General features: G+C 64.2%; 13 protein-coding genes. All 13 read right to left on the bottom strand.

The features are described 5' to 3' along the window. Nucleotides 1-1,647, bottom strand: coding sequence for an FGGY-family carbohydrate kinase (locus tag AB3L03_RS05605; protein ID WP_204510753.1), 1,647 nt, complete (start codon nucleotides 1,645-1,647; stop codon nucleotides 1-3). Nucleotides 1,648-1,685: 38 nt separating this feature from the next. Then, nucleotides 1,686-2,459 carry an SDR family NAD(P)-dependent oxidoreductase gene (locus tag AB3L03_RS05610; protein WP_018458634.1) on the bottom strand — a complete coding sequence of 258 codons (774 nt, stop codon included), beginning with the start codon at nucleotides 2,457-2,459 and terminating at the stop codon, nucleotides 1,686-1,688. A 30-nt stretch (nucleotides 2,460-2,489) separates the two neighbouring features. Next, nucleotides 2,490-3,497 (bottom strand): ABC transporter ATP-binding protein, encoded by a 1,008-nt coding sequence (locus AB3L03_RS05615; RefSeq protein WP_204510752.1) that lies wholly within the window; start codon nucleotides 3,495-3,497, stop codon nucleotides 2,490-2,492. Nucleotides 3,498-3,513: 16 nt separating this feature from the next. Next, nucleotides 3,514-4,344 (bottom strand): carbohydrate ABC transporter permease, encoded by an 831-nt coding sequence (locus tag AB3L03_RS05620; RefSeq protein ID WP_368508329.1) that lies wholly within the window; start codon nucleotides 4,342-4,344, stop codon nucleotides 3,514-3,516. A 3-nt stretch (nucleotides 4,345-4,347) separates the two neighbouring features. Continuing rightward, on the bottom strand, nucleotides 4,348-5,220 hold the full coding sequence (locus AB3L03_RS05625; RefSeq protein ID WP_085385945.1) for a carbohydrate ABC transporter permease: 873 nt from the start codon (nucleotides 5,218-5,220) through the stop codon (nucleotides 4,348-4,350). Nucleotides 5,221-5,310: 90 nt separating this feature from the next. Then, the gene (locus AB3L03_RS05630) at nucleotides 5,311-6,621 is read right to left on the bottom strand and encodes a sugar ABC transporter substrate-binding protein (protein WP_368508330.1); all 1,311 of its coding nucleotides are present in this window, start codon (nucleotides 6,619-6,621) and stop codon (nucleotides 5,311-5,313) included. A 373-nt stretch (nucleotides 6,622-6,994) separates the two neighbouring features. Next, nucleotides 6,995-7,945: a sugar-binding transcriptional regulator gene (locus AB3L03_RS05635; RefSeq protein ID WP_204510750.1), complete on the bottom strand. Its 951-nt coding sequence runs from the start codon at nucleotides 7,943-7,945 to the stop codon at nucleotides 6,995-6,997. 8 nt (nucleotides 7,946-7,953) lie between these two features. Next, on the bottom strand, nucleotides 7,954-8,613 hold the full coding sequence (locus AB3L03_RS05640) for an HAD family hydrolase (RefSeq protein WP_204510749.1): 660 nt from the start codon (nucleotides 8,611-8,613) through the stop codon (nucleotides 7,954-7,956). 70 nt (nucleotides 8,614-8,683) lie between these two features. Continuing rightward, nucleotides 8,684-9,874 carry a multiple monosaccharide ABC transporter permease gene (mmsB, locus tag AB3L03_RS05645; RefSeq protein WP_317244734.1) on the bottom strand — a complete coding sequence of 397 codons (1,191 nt, stop codon included), beginning with the start codon at nucleotides 9,872-9,874 and terminating at the stop codon, nucleotides 8,684-8,686. Beyond that, the gene (gene mmsA, locus AB3L03_RS05650; protein WP_368508331.1) at nucleotides 9,871-11,448 is read right to left on the bottom strand and encodes a multiple monosaccharide ABC transporter ATP-binding protein; all 1,578 of its coding nucleotides are present in this window, start codon (nucleotides 11,446-11,448) and stop codon (nucleotides 9,871-9,873) included. The genes mmsB and mmsA overlap by 4 nt, the downstream gene beginning before the upstream one ends. Before the next feature lie 185 nt (nucleotides 11,449-11,633). Beyond that, complete coding sequence (gene chvE / locus AB3L03_RS05655) at nucleotides 11,634-12,707, bottom strand: multiple monosaccharide ABC transporter substrate-binding protein (RefSeq protein ID WP_368508332.1); 1,074 nt, start codon at nucleotides 12,705-12,707, stop codon at nucleotides 11,634-11,636. A gap of 72 nt (nucleotides 12,708-12,779) precedes the next feature. Then, the gene (locus tag AB3L03_RS05660) at nucleotides 12,780-13,658 is read right to left on the bottom strand and encodes an SMP-30/gluconolactonase/LRE family protein (protein WP_018458624.1); all 879 of its coding nucleotides are present in this window, start codon (nucleotides 13,656-13,658) and stop codon (nucleotides 12,780-12,782) included. Beyond that, a complete protein-coding gene (locus AB3L03_RS05665; protein WP_368508333.1) occupies nucleotides 13,658-14,734 on the bottom strand; it encodes an aldose epimerase family protein in 1,077 nt (358 codons plus the stop codon). Before AB3L03_RS05665 ends, AB3L03_RS05660 begins: the two co-directional genes overlap by 1 nt.

Genomic DNA, 14,734 nt, shown 5'->3' on the forward strand with positions numbered 1-14,734 from the left:
TCAACCTCCGGCCATTCCACGCATCGCCGCGCGGCTGCCGCGATCGACCTCGCGCAGCAACTTGTAGACCTCGCGCTTGCGGGCGTGAAAGGCGGCAATGTCGGGCGTAGTGGGCTCGCTCTTCCCTCCCAGCGCCGACATCTTGGCCATGGTTTCGCCGATCGAGGCATAGGCGCCGCCGGCGACTGCGCCGAGCATCGCGGCGCCGAGCAGCACGGGCTCCCTGGTCTGCGGCAGCGCCACGGTGAGGCCAGTCGTATCCGCCATGATTTGCCGCACCAGCGGACTGCGGCTGGCGCCGCCGCCCATGATCATGATGCTGGAATGGACGCCATGCGCGGCAAAGGCCTCGATCACCTCGGCAAGCCCATAGGCGAGCCCGCACAGACCGGCGACGAACAGCCGTTCCATCGAGGCGATGTCGGTGTCGAGATCGAGGCCCGCGATCACCGCGCGCGTGTCAGGGTCGGCATAGGGCGAGCGGTTGCCGATGAACTCAGGAAGCACATGGACGTTGCGGGCCAGCAGCACGGCGCGGCTGGCGCCGCCTGCGCGCGCGATGATGCGGCGCTCGAGAAACTCGATGAGGTCGAGGCCCTCGCTGCGCGCCGCCACGCTCGCCTCGGCGTGGCCGGGATGCGACTTGAGAAGATGGTCGATCGCAGCGCCCGCAGCCGACTGCCCGCCCTCGTTGAGCCAGAAATTTGGTACCATGCCCGAATAGTAAGGACCCCACACGCCCGGTACGAAGCACGGTTCTTTCGTCGTCGCCATGATGCAGGCCGACGTTCCCATGATGTAGGCGAGGCGGTCGCAGACATCTGTCGCGCCCTCCGATTCATCGCGGCCGCCGATGGCGCCGATGCCGCCGGCATGGGCATCAATCAGGGACGCTCCGACCGGCGTGCCCGGTGACAAGCCGAGATCGGCAGCTGCCGTACCGGTTAGACCGGCGCCGAGTCGCGTGCCAGGCGCGACGATCTCGGTGCCGATGCGGGCGTATTTCTCGTTGACGAAGTCCGACAGGCCGATGCGCTTGAAGAATGGCGCGCTCCAGCCACCGCCGTCATGCGCGAGGTAGTTCCATTTGCAAGTGACCGTGCAGGTCGAGCGTTGCAACGAGCCGGTGGCGCGCCAGGTCAGGTAATCCGCCAGATCGAAGAAGTGCCCTGCGGCGTCGAAGCTCGTGCGCATGTGCCGCTTCAGCCACAGCAGTTTCGGCATCTCCATCTCGGGCGAGATCGAGCCGCCGACATAGCGCAGCACGGCATCACCGGTTTCGTTGATCAGCCGCGCCTCGGCCGTGGCGCGGTGATCCATCCAGACGATGACGTTGCGCTGCCGGTCGCCGGAGGCGCTGATGGTGAGCGGCTCGCCTTGCCGGTCGAGCACCACGAGGGAGCAGGTGGCGTCGAAACCGATACCGCCGACGCTGTCGGGCGCGATTGCAGCTTCCGCCATCGCGGCCCGCACCGACGCCGTGCAAGCGTCCCAGATATCCTGGGACGACTGTTCGACGATGTCACCGGCCTCGGGCCATATCCTGATCGGATGCCGTGCGATAGCCAGCAAGGTGCCCGCCTCGTCGAACACCCCTGCCCGCGTGCTTGTGGTCCCTACATCGACGCCGATATACGCTCGCGGCATTGTCGCCCCCGGAAGCTCTCGTCAGTTTTGACGCAAGCCTACCAGCAAGTGTAGCCGCCATCCACCAGCACGATGCTGCCGGTCATCAGGCTCGCGGCCTCGGACGAGAGAAAGAGCACCACGGAGGCGATCTCCTCGACCTGCCCCATCCGCGCCATCGGGGTTCCACCGATCCAGGCGTCGTACATTCTCGGATTGCTCTTCACGAAGGCGTTGAGCGGCGTCTCGATATAGGTCGGCGCCACCGCGTTGACGCGGATGCCGCGCGCGCCCCATTCGGCGGCGAGCGATTTCGTCAGATGGTGCACGCCGGCCTTGGACGCATTGTAGAAGCACTGCTCCTGCGGCTTGTTGACGATGAAGCCGGACATCGAGCCGACATTGACGATGGCGCCGCTCTTCGCCTTGAGCATGTGCTTGCCGAACTCGCGGCAGCACCAGAAGGTGCCGTTGAGATTGACGTCGATCACATTGAGCCAGTGCTCGTCGGTCACGGTCTCCGCCGGCGTCTCGCTGCGGGCGATGCCGGCGTTGTTGACGAGGATGTCCACCTTGCCGTGCCGGGCAACGACGTCGTTGGCCACTTCCGCCACGCGCTTGGTATCGGTGACGTCCATGATCGCCGTCTCGGCGTCATACCCCTTCGCCTTCAGGCTGGCTTTTGCACTGTCGGCGACCTTACTGTCGCGATCGCCGATGACGACCCTGGCGCCGGCTTCAGCCAGCGCTTCGGCGCAGGCGAAGCCGATGCCTTGCCCGCCGCCGGTGATGAAAGCGGTCTTGCCGTTCAGCTTGAATTTTTCCAGGTACATGTTGCTTTTTCCGATTCTTGCCGTTTCTTGTCAGCCCCGGATGGCGCTGCCGCTTGCGTCGAAGCGATGGATGCGCGCGGGCTCCGGCAGCAGCGATACATGGTCGCCGGCGTGCAGGCTCAACTCACCGATGTAGCGCGCCGTCAGCATGCCGAGCTGACCGGCATCGACATAAAGGAAGGTGTCGCTGCCGAGGTGCTCGGCCACCGCGATCGTTCCCTGCCAGCCGCCGGCACCGTCGCGCTCGATCTTGAGATGCTCAGGCCGTACGCCGATCGTTGCTGCGCCCTTCTGCAAGGCGTGCTCGCCGGTCACGAAGTTCATCTTGGGCGAGCCGATGAAGCCGGCGACGAAGAGGTTGGCCGGCTTCTCGTAGAGCTCCAGCGGCGAGCCGTATTGCTCGATCTTGCCGCCGTTGAGCACCACGATCTTGTCGGCCATGGTCATGGCCTCGACCTGGTCGTGGGTGACATAGATCGCGGTGGTGCCGAGCTGCTTCTGGAGCCGCGTCACCTCGATCCGCATCTGCACGCGCAGCGCCGCGTCGAGGTTGGAGAGCGGCTCGTCGAACAAAAACGCCTTGGGCTCGCGGACGATGGCACGCCCGATCGCGACGCGCTGGCGCTGGCCGCCGGAGAGCTCGCGCGGCTTGCGATCGAGATAGGGCGTGAGGTTCAGCGTTGCGGCGGCGGCCTCGACCTTACGGTTGATCTCGTCCTTGGCCAGCCCCGCCATCTTCAGGCCGAAGCCGATGTTGCCGCGCACGCTCATATGCGGATAGAGCGCATAGGACTGGAACACCATCGAGAGCCCGCGCTTGGCCGGCGGCGTGTCGACCACGTTCTTGCCGTCGATCAGGATCTTGCCGCCGGAGACGTCCTCGAGCCCCGCGATCAGCCGCAAGAGCGTGGTCTTGCCGCAGCCCGACGGCCCCACGAACACCACGAACGACCCATCGGCGATCTCCAGGTCCGCGCCCTTGATGATGTGCACGGGGCCGAAGGATTTCTGCACGTCCTGAAGTGTGATCTGACCCATGATCCGGCAGCCCTTCCTACTTTACCGCGCCAAAGGTGAGCCCGCGCACGAGCTGCTTCTGGCTGAACCAACCGAGGACGAGAATGGGCGCGATCGCCAACGTGGAAGCCGCCGACAGCTTTGCCCAGAACAGCCCTTCCGGGCTCGAATAGGACGCGATGAACGTGGTGAGCGGCGCAGCGTTCGAGGTCGACAGATTGAGCGTCCAGAACGCCTCGTTCCAGGCCAAGATCAGGTTCAGCAGCATGGTCGATGCGAGCCCCGGGATCGCCATCGGCGTCAGCACGTAGATCAGCTCGCGGCCGATGGTGGCGCCGTCCATGCGCGCGGCTTCCAGGATGTCGCGCGGAATCTCCTTGAAATATGTGAACAGCATCCAGATCACGATCGGCAAGTTTCCGAGACACAGGATGAAGACGAGGCCGATGCGGGAATCGAGCAGGCCGAATGACTTGTAGATCAGGTAGATCGGCACCAGCACGCCGACCGGCGGCATCATCTTGGTCGAGAGCATCCAGAGCAGGATGTCCTTGGCGCGCTTGGTCGGCGAGAACGCCATCGACCAGGCCGCGGGGATCGCGATCAAAAGCGCGATCAAGGTCGAGCCGCCGGCGATGATGATCGAGTTCATCGCGTGGAGGACATAATCGCTGCGCTCCTGCACCGTCGCGTAGTTTTCCGCGGTCCAGTGGAAGAACAGGAAGGACGGCGGGATCGCGAAAGCCTCGAGCTCGGTCTTGAAGCTCGCCAATACCATCCAGAGGATCGGGAAGAAGATCAGGAAGCCGAAGAACCACGCCCCGATGGTCGAGACCACCACCCGCTGCCTCGTCGCCGTACGCGCCATGTCTTATGCCTCCAGGTTGCGACCGACGATACGGACGAGGAAAAAGGCAACAACGTTGGCGATCACGACAGCGACGAGGCCGCCTGCCGAGGCAGTACCGACATCGTACTGGATCAGTGCCTGCGAATAGATCAGGAAGGCGATGTTGGTGGTCGAGAGTCCCGGGCCGCCGCCCGTGGTGACGTAGATCTCGGCAAAGACGGTGAGCAGGAAGATCGTCTCGATCAGGATCACCACCGTGACGGGGCGCGCGAGGTGCGGCAGCGTGATGTAGATGAAGGTCGAGACCGCGCTGGCACCGTCCATTTCAGCGGCTTCCTTCTGCTCCTCGTCGAGCGACTGCATCGCGGTGAGCAAAATCAGGGTCGCGAACGGCAGCCATTGCCAGGACACGATCAGGATCACGGCGAGCAGCGGCGCGTCGGTAAACCAGTCAATCGGCGTCAACCCGAACAGCGAGGCGATCCAGGCAAACAGCCCGGACACAGGATGCATCAGCAGGTTCTTCCAGACCAGCGCGCTCACCGTCGGCATCACGAAGAACGGCGCGATCACCATCAACCGCACGATGTTGAGGCCGATCACCGGCTGGTCGAGCAATAGCGCCAGCGGAACTCCGAGCAGGACGGTCAGCGCCAGCACCGAGCCGACCAGCACCAGCGTGTTCTGGAGCGAGGCGAGGAACGCGGGGTCGGTGAGGAAGTAGCGGAAGTTTTCCAGCCCGACGAACGCTTCCGAGCCGGGATCGAGTAAGCTGTAATGCAGCGTCGAGAAATAGATCGTCAACGCGAGCGGGACGATCATCCAGATGAACAGCAGCCCGACGGCCGGCGTCAGGAGCGTCCGTGCGAGAAGCTGCGTCTGCCGGGTTGCCATTCTTGGCTTCTCCGCTTGCGGGAAGAAGGCGGCCATCCACCTGGAGCGGTGGATGGCCGCAAGTCTGAGCTCAGGAGGGAGAGCTCGAGCTCACTTGATGTAACCCGCGCGCTTCATCTCGCGCTCGGTTGAAGATTGCGCCGCGGTGAGCGCGGCATCGACCGTCATCGATCCCGCAAGCGCGGCCGAGAATTGCTGGCCCACCTGCGTACCGATGCCCTGGAATTCGGGGATGGCCGCATATTGCACGCCGACGTAGGGCACCGGCTTCACCGTCGGCTTGTTCGGATCGGCGGCATCGATCGAGGCCAGCGTCAGCTTGGCGAACGGGGCGACCTTCAGATAATCAGGGTTTTGGTAGAGCGAGGTTCGGGTGCCCGGCGGCACGTTCGCCCAGCCCTCCTTCGCAGCCACGACCTTGGTGTAATCCTTGCTGGTGGCCCAGGCGATGAACTTCTCGGCGGCTTCGGCCTTCTTCGAGCCGGCGGGAATTGCGAGGCTCCAGGCCCACAGCCAGTTGGCGTTCTTGCCGAGCCCGGTGTTGGGCGCCAGCGCGAAGCCGACCTTGTCGGCGACCTTGGAGTCCTTCGGGTTGGTGACGAACGACGCCGCGACGGTGGCATCGATCCACATTGCGCACTTGCCGGCATTGAACAGCGCGAGGTTCTCGTTGAAGCCGTTCGAGCTCGCACCGGGAGGGCCGGCCTGCTTCATCAGGTCGACATAGGTCGTGAGCGTCGCCTTCCATTCCGGCGTGTTGAACTGCGGCTGCCACTTCTCGTCGAACCAGCGCGCGCCGTAGGAATTGGCCATGGCGGAGAGGAACGCCATGTTCTCGCCCCAGCCGGCCTTGCCGCGCAGGCAGATGCCGTAGACGCCGGCGCTCTTGTCGGTGAGCTTCTTGGCGGCGTCGACGACGAAATCCCAGGTGGGGCTTTCCGGCATCTTGAGGCCGGCCTTGTCGAACAGGTCGGTGCGGTACATCACCATCGAGCTCTCGCCGTAGAATGGCGCGGCGTAGAGCTTGCCGTCGACCGAGACCGCATCCTTGATCTTGGGCAGGAGGTCGGCGACGTCGTAGTCGGCGCCGAGATTGGCGAGCGGCACCAGCCAACCCTTCTTGGCCCAGATCGGCACCTCGTAGGTGCCGATGGTGAGGACGTCGAACTGGCCGCCCTTGGTGGCGATGTCGGTGGTGACGCGCTGGCGCAGCACGTTCTCTTCCAGCGTCACCCATTTGACGCTGGTATCGGGGTTCTTCTTGGTGAATTCACCCGTCAGCCCCTGCATGCGGATCATGTCGCCGTTGTTCACGGTGGCAATCGTCAGGGTCGTTTCGGCCATCGCGGGGACAGCCAGCAGGACAGACGCGCCACAGACGGCGCCGAGGACGTGTTTCACGGTGACCTCCCTAAGCTCGCGCTTTTGAGCATATGCCCACGCGTTGGGCGTATGTTCGGCTGAGGGCGGGCCGTTGTCAAGCAGGCGCGCGGACGTTTCGGCAACTTATGAGTGCTGCGATGCGGGGGAGCTCGTGCGTCGCCCTCCCCGTCATGCCCCGCGAAGGGGCATCCAGTACTCCGTGCCGTCTGTCGGTTTGCCTCAAGCGGCGCTGCGGCGTCCTGGATCGTCCGCCTGCCGCCTTCGCTAAACCTTCGGCGCCCCCAGACCTCAATCCCGGCGAAGCCTTGGCGTAGCCGGGTCGCGGACGACGACAGCGGCGTGGGTGGCGAAATCCCTGCCTCGCGCCCCGCGCGGGAAACGACGAACCGCCTCAGCGCTCCAGAATCGCCCTTGCGGTCGCCTCGTCCGTAATCAGACCGTTGATCAGCCGCCCATTCAGCGCCGCCGCGATCGCCGGCACCTTGGCTGCGCCGACGGCGGCGCCGATCGTCGTGGTCTTCGCCGGGACCTCCGGCGGAATGCTGGTCAACCGTTTGTTGGTGCCGGCCTTCAGCAGGCGGCCCTTGGAATCATAGGCCCAGCCCGTGATCTCGCCAATCGCCCCTTGCCGCATCATCTCGAACAATTCGTCGCGGGTGACGAAGCCGTCGACATGGACCTGCGCCTTCTGGTCCATCTGGCCGATGCCGACGAGGCGCAAATCCGCCTTCTCCGCGACCGCCTTCACCTTCGCGATCGGCTCGATCCGGACCATCTTGTTGCGCTCGTCCTCGGACGACATCAGGAACGGTAGCGGCATCGGGTAATGCCGTGCGCCGGTGCGATCGGCGAGCCGGCCGACGGTATCGTAGAAGCTCGCAGAACCGTCGGCGGAGATGTTGCCGACGAGCGAGACGATCTGGTGATTGGGCCGGTCGATCGGCGTGACGCGCTCGACCGCGGCGCGCACGGCGCGTCCCGTCCCGAGCGCGACGATGACGGGCGTTTCCGAACGCAGGGTGGAATCGAGCAGGTTGGCGCAGCGTTCGGCAATGCCCGCTGTGGCCTGCGGCGCGGCGGGATCAGCCGGCACCACCTCGCAATGGGCAAGGTCGAAACGTTCCTTCAACCGCGCCGCCAGCTCCATGCACGCGGCGATGGGATGTTCGAGCCGGAAGGTGATGAGCCGCTCGGCGAGACATAGCGACACCAGCCGCTGCGCCGACGCGCGCGACACCTGGAGCATCTTCGCGATCTCGTCCTGGGTGTGACCGGCAATGAAATAGAGCCAGCCGGCACGCGCAGCGTCGTCGAGCCTGGACTTTTCGTTCTCGGCGGCCATGGCAGGCGTCAGGCGTCCTTCCAGAAATCGATCATGCGCGCGAAGACCCGGTCGGCCCCCGCACCCGACAGTATAGCCTGCCCGTCGCGTCCGCGATAATGGCTGCCGCCGGCAAATCCCCAGACCGTCATGCCGGCCGCCTTGCCCGCCTGCACGCCGCTCGGACTATCCTCGATCACCAGCGTGCGCGCAGGTTGCGCGCCCATCTGCTCGGCCGCGTACAGAAAGAGATCGGGCGCCGGCTTGCCGTGCCTGACCATCTGCGCGGTGTAGATCCGGTCGCCGAAATGCGCCCGCAGGCCGGTGACGTCAAGGGAGAGCGCGACACGGTCGATGTCGCTGGAGGAAGCCACGCAGAATGGTGCCCGCAGGCCCGACAAGATCATATCGACATCAGAAACCGGATGAAGCGCCTTTTCGAACGCCATCAACACGCGCGACTTCAGCCGGGACGGAAAATCGACCGGCATTGCGTGGCCGAGCTCGCGATAATGCCGAGTAATTGCGCTCGTGCTTCGTCCAAGGAACAGCTCCAGCGCTTGTGCAAGTGTCAGCGATATCCCGGATTCGGACAGCTCGTCCGACAGGCATTGACAGCTCAACAGCTCGCTGTCGACGAGCACACCGTCGCAATCGAAGATAATGAGATCGAACTGACCAGGATCCATTCGGTCATTCGATCATATGCTCACCTGTTGAGCAATAGCTCACTGAAGCCAATCGTAGTCGGCGGCAGCCTCATCTCCGCTGATTATAAACGTCGATGCACACCGCCCCAAGCAGGACCAGGCCCTTGATGACCTGCTGATAGTCGATGCCGATGCCGAGGATGGACATGCCGTTGTTCATCACGCCCATGATCATGGCGCCGACCACGGCGCCACCGACGCGGCCGACACCGCCATAGGCCGAGGCGCCGCCGATGAAGCAGGCCGCGATGACGTCGAGCTCGAAGCCGAGGCCCGCCTTCGGCGTTGCTGTGTTGAGGCGCGCGGCGAAGACGAGGCCGGCGAGCGCAGCGAGCACGCCCATGTTGACGAAGGTGAGGAAGGTCAACCGTTCCGTCTTGATGCCCGACAGGCTTGCCGCTTTCGCATTGCCGCCAACCGCGTAGACCTGCCGACCGATGACGGTGCGGCGGGTGACGAAACCGTACAGCGCGATCAGCGCGGTCATGATGACCAGCACGTTCGGCAGACCGCGATGCGAGGCGATCAGATAGGTGAAATAGAGCACAGCGCAAGCCAGGAGAATGCTCTTGCCGAGGAAGAACGCGTAAGGCTCGACCTCGATGCCGTGCAGCTGCTCGCGCGAGCGCCCCTTGGCGCTGGCGTAGACGAGGCCGAGCGCGAGCACCGCACCGACCAGCATCGACGTCGGATGCAGCGTGCCGGCCTCGGGCAGCATCTCCGGAATGAAGCCGGAGGACAGCTTCTGGAAGGTGGCCGGGAACGGTCCTAGTGACTGGCCTTGCAATACCGCAAGCGCGAGGCCCTTGAACACCAGCATGCCGGCCAGCGTCACGATGAAGGACGGTATCTTGAAATAGGCCACCCAATAGCCCTGCGCGGCGCCGATCGCCGCGCCCAGCAGCAGGCAGGCGATAAAGGCGAGCGCGTAGTCGACCTTGTAGGTCACCATGAGCACGGCAGCCACCGCGCCGACGAAGCCCGCGACCGAGCCGACCGAGAGGTCGATATGGCCGGTGACGATGACGAGCAGCATGCCGAGCGCCATGATGACGATGTAGCTGTTCTGGAGCACCAGATTGGTCAGGTTGAGCGGCTGCAGCAGCGTGCCGCCAGTCATGACCTGGAAGAACAGCATGATCGCGATCAGCGACATCAGCATGCCGTAATTGCGCAGATTGTTCTTGATGAAGCTGCCGTGCCGGCCCTCCTCGGGCAGCGAAACCGTCTTGTCGGTCATGGCTGCGATCCTCCCATCTCCGCACCCGCAAGGGCGCTGCTTCCATAATTTCTGTCGTTGCGCATGATGGCGCGCATGATCTTTTCCTGCGTCGCATCACGTCCCTTGAACTCGCCGACGAAGGCGCCGTCGTTCATGACACAGATGCGGTCGCAGATGCCGAGTAGCTCGGGCATCTCCGAGGAGATCACCACCACGCCACGGCCGGCTTCTGCAAGCTCGTTGATGATACAGTAGATCTCGTATTTGGCACCGACGTCGATGCCCCGGGTCGGCTCGTCCAGGATCAAGACCTTGGGGTCGGTCATCAGCCATTTCGACAGCACGACCTTTTGCTGGTTGCCGCCGGAGAGCTGGCTGGTCTCCTGATAGACGTCGGAGCAGCGGATGCGCATCCGGTTGCGGTAGTCGCTGGCGACCTTCAGCTCGGCAATGTCGTCGATGACGCGGCGAGGAGCGACCTGGTCGAGGCTTGCGAGCGTGATGTTCTTGCGGACGTCGTCGGCGAGGATCAGCCCTAGCTGCTTGCGGTCCTCCGTGACATAGGCAAGGCCGGCGTCGATCGCGGCCGCCACGTTGGGCAGCACGATCTCATGACCCTCGAGCCGGATGCGACCGCTGATCGTGGTGCCCCACGACCGGCCAAACAGGCTCATGGCGAATTCGGTGCGGCCGGCGCCCATCAATCCGGCAATGCCGACGACTTCGCCGCGCTTCACGCTGAAATCGACGTTCTTGATCACCTGCCGCTCGGGATGGATGGGATGGTAGACCGACCAGCTCTCGACGGTGAGAACGGGCTCGCCGATCTTTGCGCTGCGCTCCGGAAAGCGGTGGGCGAGATCGCGGTTGACCATGCTGCGGATGATGCGGTCTTCCTGGATCGGCTCGGCGTGGCAATCGATGCTGTCGACGGTGCGGCCGTCGCGCAGAACCGTGATGTGGTCGGCGACCTTGGCGACCTCGTTCAGCTTGTGCGAGATCAGGATCGAGCCGATGCCCTGCGCGCGGAACGCCATCAGCCGCTCCAGCAGTGCGGCGCTGTCGGCCTCGTTGAGGCTCGCGGTCGGCTCGTCCAGGATCAGCATCCGCACCCGCTTGGACAGCGCCTTGGCGATCTCGACCAGCTGTTGCTTGCCGACGCCGAGATCGGTGATCAGCGTATCCGGCGATTCCTTGAGGCCGACCTGCGCGAGCAGGTCGCGCGTGCGCCGATACACCTCGTCGCGGTCGATGACGCCAAGCTTTGACGGCGGATGCGATAGGAAGATGTTTTCGGCAATCGACATCAGCGGGATCAGCGCGAGCTCTTGATGAATGATGATGATGCCGAGCGCCTCGGAATGGTTGATGTCGCGGAAGCGGCGCTCCTCGCCATCGAAGATGATGGTGCCCTCGTAGCTGCCGGCCGGGTAGACGCCGCTGAGGACCTTCATCAGCGTGGACTTGCCGGCACCGTTCTCGCCGACGAGGGCGTGGATCTGCCCGGCTTCAACCGAGAAGTTGACATCACGCAGCGCCTGCACACCGGAAAAGCTCTTGCTGACGTTACGCATCTCCAGCATTGCGGTCATGATTTCACGTCCCTCAATCAGTGTTAGATCACCTCTCCCCGCTCGCGGCGAGAGGTCGGATCGCATCGTTCGATGCGATCCGGTGAGGGGGAGTCTCCGCGAGACGCACTGCTTCCTTCCTCGCGGAGGCTTCCCCTCACCCTAACCCTCTCCCCGCAAGCGGGGAGAGGGAAAAGAAAAGAAGCCTACTGGAACTGGGCCTTCTTGTAGTAGCCGCTCTCGACCAGGACTTTCTCCCAATTGTCCTTGTAGACCACGACCGGCTTGAGCAGATAGGACGGCACGGTCTTGGCGCCGTTCTCGTAGGTCTTGGTGTCGTTGACGGTGACCTGCTTGCCGGCAAGCGCAGCGTCGACCATGTCGGCGGTCACCTTGGCGAGATCGCGGGTGTCCTTGAAGATGGTCGAATACTGGTCGCCGCGCAGCATCGCCTTGATCGAGGGCACTTCGGCATCCTGGCCCGAGATGACAGGCATCGGCTGGCCGGCGCTGCCATAACCGACGCCCTTCAGCGAGGAGATGATGCCGATCGACAGGCCGTCATACGGCGACAGCACCGCGTTGACCTTCTTGTTGCCGTAGTAGGCGCTGAGCAGATTGTCCATGCGGGCCTGCGCGGTGGCGCCGTCCCAGCGCAAGGTCGCGACCTTGTCCATGCCCATCTGGCCGGAGACGACGACGAGCTTGCCGCTGTCGATGTACGGCTTCAGAACGCTCATCGCGCCGTTGTAGAAGAAGTAGGCGTTGTTGTCGTCGGGCGAGCCGCCGAACAGCTCGATGTTGAACGGGCCCTTGCCGTCCTTAAGACCGAGGCCCTGCACGATCGATTCGGCCTGGAGCACGCCAACCTGGAAATTGTCGAAGGTCGCGTAATAGTCGACGTTCGGCGTGCCGCGGATCAGGCGGTCATAGGCGATCACGGTGATGCCTTTTGCTTTCGCCTGCTTGAGCACGTCGGACAGCGTGGTGCCGTCGATCGCGGCGATCACCAGCGCTTTCGCGCCCTTGGTCACCATGTTCTCGACCTGCGAGAGCTGGTTCGGAATGTCGTCCTCGGCATATTGCAGGTCGGTGTTGTAGCCGCGCTCCTTCAGCACCTTGACCATGTTGTTGCCATCGTCGATCCAGCGCGCCGACGATTTGGTCGGCATGGCGATGCCGACTGTTGCTTTGTCCTGGGCCGAGGCGGTGACGCCCGCGGCCATCGTCGCAGCGCCGGCCAGCGCCAGCGCGAGGAAGGTCGTCTTCAGTTTCAACATGTTTCACTCCCTTGGATGTCAGACTGTTTTTCGTGTCGTCGAGAAATTTTTTGGTGTGCGGCTTCTAGCCTCCTATGCGAGCTTGACGTCAGGCTCCGCGCGACCGCGCGCGGTGGCCTCCAACAGGAAGGTGTAGCCGGCTTGCGGATCGGCGGCACGCGCCGCCGCATCCATGTCCTGCCAGGCCGAGGTGACGAGGAGACGCGACAGACCAGGGCCGACAAAAGCGGGGCAGCTCGCCTGCTTTGCCGGCACGCTCAGCGAACGCAGGCGTTCGCCTTGCGGAGAGTAGACGTCGATGCGGCTCGCGCCCCAGCACGCGTTCCAAATCTGCCCGTCGGCATCGCACACCGAACCGTCGAGGCCGCCAACGCCGGTGTGGCGCAGCAGCACCTCCGGCTCGCCGCGCGGCAGGCCGGTGACGGGATTGAGCGGCACCGCGTAGAGCACCGCGCGCGCCGTGTCGGCGAAGTAGCCCGTGGCGCCATCGGGCGAGAAGCAGATCGAGTTGGGAATGCTGATGCGCGGAAACAGCATCGATATCTCGCCGTGATGGAACGCGTAGATCGCGCCTGCCCCTGCTTCCGCCTTCCGGCCCATAGTGCCGATCCAGAACGTGCCGGAGGGATGCACGCGGGCATCGTTGGAGCGGGTCGCTGGATTGTCGGCTTCAAGCGGACAGAGCAGCCTCATCGCGCCGTCGGCAATTTTGCGGATATAGAGGCCGTCTTCCGCGACGATCAACTGCCTTTCGGCATCGATCCGCCCAAGCGCGCTCGCCATCCGGCCCAGCGCATGAACGCGAATGCTGCCGCTGCCGAGCTGCGCCTCGAACAGTCGCCCCTCCCGGATATCGAACCACCAGGCGGTGTCCGTGGTCACGTCATAGGTCGGCCCCTCGCCGAGATGGCAAGGATCGTCCGAAAGAACCGAGGTCGGCACCTGTTCCATCAGGACGTCCTCACCGCAAAGCGATAGACCGTATGATGGCGATAGACCTCGCCGGGCGCTAGGCGCGGGCTCGGGAAATCCGGCCGGTTCGGTGCGTCCGGCCAGATATGCGGCTCCAGGCACATCGCGTCCGACTGCCGGTAGAGCTTGCCGCCCTTGCCCGAAATCGTGCCGTCGAGATAATTGCCCGAATAGACCTGCAGACCGGGCTGATCGGTGAACAGCTCCATGATGCGCCCCGAGCGCGGCGCCTCCAGTCGCGCCGCGAGACTGAGCTTACCGTCGCGCGCGAGACAGTAGGTATGGTCGTAGCCCCTGCCGTTGCGCAATTGCTGGTCGCTCTCGCGGATGCGCTCGCCGATCGGCCGAGGCTCCCGGAAATCGAACGGCGTGCCGGCAACGCTGCGCGGCGGCTCCGGCAACGGAATGGCCGTGGGGTCGATCGCGAGGAAATGCCCGGCCGCGACCGTCAGCTTGTGATCGAGAATGGGCGTGCCTGATGTCGCGCCCTCCAGATTGAAGAAGCTGTGGTTGGTCAGGTTGACGATGGTCGGCCGGTCGGTCCGCGCCTCCATGATCAGGGATAGCTCAGCCGGGCCGGTAACACGATAGGTCAGGCGCACATCGAGCCGACCGGGATAGTTTTCCTCGCCATGCGAGCTCGTGTAGGTCAGCGTGACCGCGGGCTCGGCGCCATCGTCGACCTCCGCAATGTCCCAGAGCTTGCGGTCGAAGCCGTCGAGGCCGCCATGCAGCGCATTCGGACCGTTGTTGACGGGAAGCTGCACCGTCTCGCCGTCCAGCGAAAATTGTCCGTTGGCGATGCGATTGGCGTAGCGGCCGACGGTGGCGCCGAAGAACTTTCGTTCGGCGAGATAGCCGGCAAACCCATCATGGCCGAGCACGACGTCGTCGTAGCCGCCCTTGCCGTCCGGCGCGATCAAGGCCTGCAAGACTGCACCATGGGTGATGATGCGCGCCTCGAACCCGCCCTCGCCGCGCAGCACGATGCGGTCCACCTTGAGGCCGTCCGGCAGCGTTCCGAACACGTCTCTTTCTGTTTTCGATCCAGCCAT

It is taken from the genome of Bradyrhizobium lupini (assembly GCF_040939785.1).
Classification (GTDB): domain Bacteria; phylum Pseudomonadota; class Alphaproteobacteria; order Rhizobiales; family Xanthobacteraceae; genus Bradyrhizobium; species Bradyrhizobium canariense_D.

What these genes read in the sequence shown, in the direction of transcription:
- mmsA (WP_368508331.1), bottom strand. Translation starts at nt 11,448, where the DNA reads ATGACCGCAATGCTGGAGATGCGTAACGTCAGCAAGAGCTTTTCCGGT.
- AB3L03_RS05625 (WP_085385945.1), bottom strand. Translation starts at nt 5,220, where the DNA reads ATGGCAACCCGGCAGACGCAGCTTCTCGCACGGACGCTCCTGACGCCG.
- AB3L03_RS05615 (WP_204510752.1), bottom strand. Translation starts at nt 3,497, where the DNA reads ATGGGTCAGATCACACTTCAGGACGTGCAGAAATCCTTCGGCCCCGTG.
- mmsB (WP_317244734.1), bottom strand. Translation starts at nt 9,874, where the DNA reads ATGACCGACAAGACGGTTTCGCTGCCCGAGGAGGGCCGGCACGGCAGC.
- AB3L03_RS05660 (WP_018458624.1), bottom strand. Translation starts at nt 13,658, where the DNA reads ATGGAACAGGTGCCGACCTCGGTTCTTTCGGACGATCCTTGCCATCTC.
- AB3L03_RS05605 (WP_204510753.1), bottom strand. Translation starts at nt 1,647, where the DNA reads ATGCCGCGAGCGTATATCGGCGTCGATGTAGGGACCACAAGCACGCGG.
- AB3L03_RS05665 (WP_368508333.1), bottom strand. Translation starts at nt 14,734, where the DNA reads ATGGCTGGATCGAAAACAGAAAGAGACGTGTTCGGAACGCTGCCGGAC.
- AB3L03_RS05610 (WP_018458634.1), bottom strand. Translation starts at nt 2,459, where the DNA reads ATGTACCTGGAAAAATTCAAGCTGAACGGCAAGACCGCTTTCATCACC.
- AB3L03_RS05635 (WP_204510750.1), bottom strand. Translation starts at nt 7,945, where the DNA reads ATGGCCGCCGAGAACGAAAAGTCCAGGCTCGACGACGCTGCGCGTGCC.
- chvE (WP_368508332.1), bottom strand. Translation starts at nt 12,707, where the DNA reads ATGTTGAAACTGAAGACGACCTTCCTCGCGCTGGCGCTGGCCGGCGCT.
- AB3L03_RS05640 (WP_204510749.1), bottom strand. Translation starts at nt 8,613, where the DNA reads ATGGATCCTGGTCAGTTCGATCTCATTATCTTCGATTGCGACGGTGTG.
- AB3L03_RS05620 (WP_368508329.1), bottom strand. Translation starts at nt 4,344, where the DNA reads ATGGCGCGTACGGCGACGAGGCAGCGGGTGGTGGTCTCGACCATCGGG.